The organism is Actinoplanes sp. NPDC048791 (assembly GCF_040650095.1).
Lineage (GTDB): Bacteria > Actinomycetota > Actinomycetes > Mycobacteriales > Micromonosporaceae > Actinoplanes.
Genome location: NZ_JBEZGQ010000928.1, coordinates 1 through 3317, shown reverse-complemented (window position 1 = coordinate 3317; position 3317 = coordinate 1). Strand labels below are relative to the sequence as shown.

The following is a 3317-nucleotide window of genomic DNA, read 5'->3' as shown; positions in this document are numbered from 1 at the left end:
GCACCGCGGTGACGCTGCGGCGGGCGCTGAGCCCGTCCTGAGCAGCCGGCTCGCGCCGCGGTCCAGCGGCTCGCGCCTGGGTTCAGCGGCTCGCGCCGGGGCTCAGCCGGGCTCGCCCTGGACCAGCCAGGGCTGGCTGCTCAGGCCGGAGATGTCGAGGACCCGGCGGACCGGGGCCGACGGGATCACCTCGAAGCCGTCCGGGAAGCGCTCCGCGAGCCGGATCAGCGCGTGGATGGCGGCCGAGTCGAAGAACGTCACGCCGCGCAGGTCCAGGGTCGCGCTACGGGCACCGGCACCGGTGGCTGCCCGGTACATCTCGTCGGCGGTGGACATGTCCACCTCGCCGCGTACCACCACGGTGGCGCGGTCGCCCGCCACCGAGGAACTGGCCGAGAAGTCCGTCCCGGCGCCGTCTTGATCCACGCTGACACGATTACACAGGCGCCCGGGAGCGGCAACAATGGGCCGGTAAGGGTCAACCGAGCTGTTATCTGACGTCACGGTCCGCGGGGTTCCCGCCGGGCGCGGCGATAAGCTGGGTCGATGAGCGTTCGTGCCCCTCTCGTTCCGGGAAAGCTCTCCCCCTGGCGGGCGGTGCCGCCGCAGATCATCCGTCCTGAATACGTCGGCAAGAAGCGCCCGAAAGAGTGGCGCGGATCGCACGTGCAGACCCCTGAGACCATCGACAAGATGCGGGTCGCCGGTCGGATCGCGGCCCAGGCCACCCAGCTCGCCGGGGAGCACTGCAAGCCGGGCGTCAGCACCGACGAGATCGACCGGGTGGTGCACGAGTTCCTGATCGACAACGGGGCGTACCCGTCGACGCTGGGCTACAAGGGCTTCCCGAAATCCTGCTGCACCTCGCTCAACGAGGTCATCTGCCACGGCATCCCGGACACGACCGTGCTGGCCGACGGCGACATCGTCAACGTCGACGTGACCGCGTACCTCGACGGTGTGCACGGTGACACCGACGCGACGTTCTGCGTCGGCGAGGTCAGCGACGAGGCCCGGCTGCTGGTCGAGCGCACCCACGAGGCGATGATGCGCGGCATCCGCGCCGTCGCCCCGGGCCGGCCGATCAACGCGATCGGCCGGGTGATCGAGGCGTACGCCCGCCGCTTCGGCTACGGCGTGGTGCGCGACTTCACCGGCCACGGCATCGGCGAGACGTTCCACAGCGGGCTCTACATCCCGCACTACGACAACCCGCGGCTCGACACGGTGATGGAGCCCGGCATGACCTTCACCATCGAGCCGATGATCACCCTGGGCACCCACGAGTACGAGATGTGGGACGACGGCTGGACGGTCGTGACCAAGGACCGCAAGTGGACCGCCCAGTTCGAGCACACGCTGGTGGTGACCGAGGACGGTTACGAGATCCTGACGCTGCCGTGACGGTCCCCGAGCACCACGCGGACGTCTCGGGTGGCTGGCTGCGCGCGGCCACCTTCGGCGCGATGGACGGCCTGGTCACCAACATCGCCCTGATCGCCGGGGTCGGCGGGGGCGGGGTCAGCCGGCACACCCTGATCCTCACCGGGGTGGCCGGCCTGGTCGCCGGGGCGATCTCCATGGGGCTGGGCGAGTTCACCAGCGTCCGCACCCAGAACGACCAGGTCGCCGCCGAGCTGGCCAAGGAGCTGCGCGAGCTGCGGCTCAACCCCGAGGGGGAGGCCGACGAGCTGGTCGCCATGTGGACCGCGCGGGGCCTGCCCGTCCCGCTCGCCCGTCAGGTGGCCGACGTGCTCAAGGCCCACCCGGAGCAGGCGCTGCGGGTGCACGCCCAGGAGGAGCTCGGCGTCGTCCCGGACGAGCTGCCCAGCCCGTGGACGGCGGCGGTGTCCTCGTTCGTGTGCTTCGCGATCGGGGCGGTCGTGCCGCTGCTGACCTATCTGCTGGGCTTCGACAGCCTGCTCGCGGCGCTCGTCGTCGGCGGCGCCGGGCTGTTCGTGGCCGGCGCGGTCATCGCTCGCTTCACCGCCCGCCCGTGGTGGCGCAGCGGCCTCTGGCAGCTCCTGCTCGGCGCGGCGGCGGCCGGGGCGACCTACCTCATCGGCACGCTGATCGGCGTCGGCGACTCCTGACCGGCGTCACTCGAAGAGGGCGCTCAGCGGGCCGTCGACCGGACGGCCCCGGGCGGTGAGGTCGTCGGCCTGCGTCTTCAGCACCGTGGCCAGCTCGGTCATGTCGGCCCCGGCCAGCCCGGTGCGCTTCACCGCGTCGGCCCGGTTGCGGAAGTAGGTGCGGCTGAGCAGGCCGGTGACCATCGCGGCGTGCAGCCTCGCCTCGGACAGCAGGACCAGGGCGGCGTCGGTCTCGTACCACTCGGCCAGCCGGACCGCCCGGGCGTGCGCCGCCGAGGCCACACACCAGTTGCGCCGGGCCAGCCCGCTGAACTCGCCCGGCCGGGTCTCGGCGAGCTTGCCCAGGTGAGCGTCGCGCTGGCCGGCGAACCAGCCGCCGGGATCGAAGAGGTCCCGGGTGCTCAGGTAGCGGTCGGCCTCCAGCGGCCAGCGCGGGGTCAGCTCCCGGGCCCGGCGCAGCCCGTCGTCGGCGGTGCCGACACCGAGATCGACCAGGATGCCGTCGACCCGGCGCAGGGCGGCGCGGGGTCCGGCGTTCGGACGGTACGTGACCACGTGCATATTGAGATCGCTGCTGTCGGTGTCGTCGCCGTGCGCCAGGGAGCCGTGCACACCGATCGCCCGCACCTCGGCCGACCAGCGCCGCAGGATCACGTCACGGAGCCGGGTGGCCAGGTGCCAGCGCGGATTGGCCAGGTCGTACTCGTCCTGCGACACTGCGTCATTGTCGGGCATGGACCCGCGGCGGGAAAGGTCCTCAGGCGCGCCCGGGCCAGGCCATCGTCACCGGGGTCACCTCGCCCAGCCGGCGCCAGCGGGTCGCCCGGACCGCCGCGTCGACCAGCGCGTTCAGCCCGGTGGCCCGATCGGCCCCGGTGGTCACCGGCAACACCGCCCGCCAGGCCTGCGCGACCCCGTCCTCGACCTGGATGGCCAGCTTCAGCGCACTGGCCCGGTCGGTGACGTCGAACGGCAGGTCGTAGCCCGCCGGTGCCGGGGCGGTGCTCGCCTGCAACGCCGACAACCGGCTGACCAGCACGTCCCGGCGACCGCGGTGGACCGCCTCGGCGGCGCGGGCCTCGGCGCGGTCACCCTCACCGGTCAGCTTCACCCCGAGGACCCCGTACGCGTAGATCGCCGCCTCCTCCGCGGCCAGCGCGGCCGCCAGCTGGGCGCTCATGCCGGCCCCTCCGCGGCGACCGCCGCCTGCGCGGCGACCATTTC

General features: G+C 72.8%; 5 protein-coding genes. 2 read left to right on the top strand and 3 right to left on the bottom strand.

The annotated features are described in order from the left end of the window. Positions 1-102 precede the first annotated feature (102 nt). Positions 103-426: an STAS domain-containing protein gene (locus AB0C29_RS39885; protein WP_360831989.1), complete on the bottom strand. Its 324-nt coding sequence runs from the start codon at positions 424-426 to the stop codon at positions 103-105. Positions 427-546: 120 nt separating this feature from the next. Here AB0C29_RS39885 and map point away from each other — a divergent pair, with 120 nt between their 5' ends. Further along, positions 547-1404, top strand: coding sequence for a type I methionyl aminopeptidase (map, locus tag AB0C29_RS39880; RefSeq protein ID WP_360831986.1), 858 nt, complete (start codon positions 547-549; stop codon positions 1402-1404). Next, positions 1401-2093, top strand: a complete 693-nt coding sequence (locus tag AB0C29_RS39875) for a VIT1/CCC1 transporter family protein (RefSeq protein WP_360831984.1) — start codon at positions 1401-1403, stop codon at positions 2091-2093. Before map ends, AB0C29_RS39875 begins: the two co-directional genes overlap by 4 nt. Before the next feature lie 6 nt (positions 2094-2099). On the opposite strand, the gene AB0C29_RS39870 is transcribed toward AB0C29_RS39875, so the two are convergent. After that, positions 2100-2810, bottom strand: coding sequence for a nucleotidyltransferase domain-containing protein (locus AB0C29_RS39870; RefSeq protein WP_360831982.1), 711 nt, complete (start codon positions 2808-2810; stop codon positions 2100-2102). A gap of 40 nt (positions 2811-2850) precedes the next feature. Then, a complete protein-coding gene (locus tag AB0C29_RS39865; protein ID WP_360831981.1) occupies positions 2851-3273 on the bottom strand; it encodes a ferritin-like domain-containing protein in 423 nt (140 codons plus the stop codon). Positions 3274-3317 lie beyond the last annotated feature (44 nt).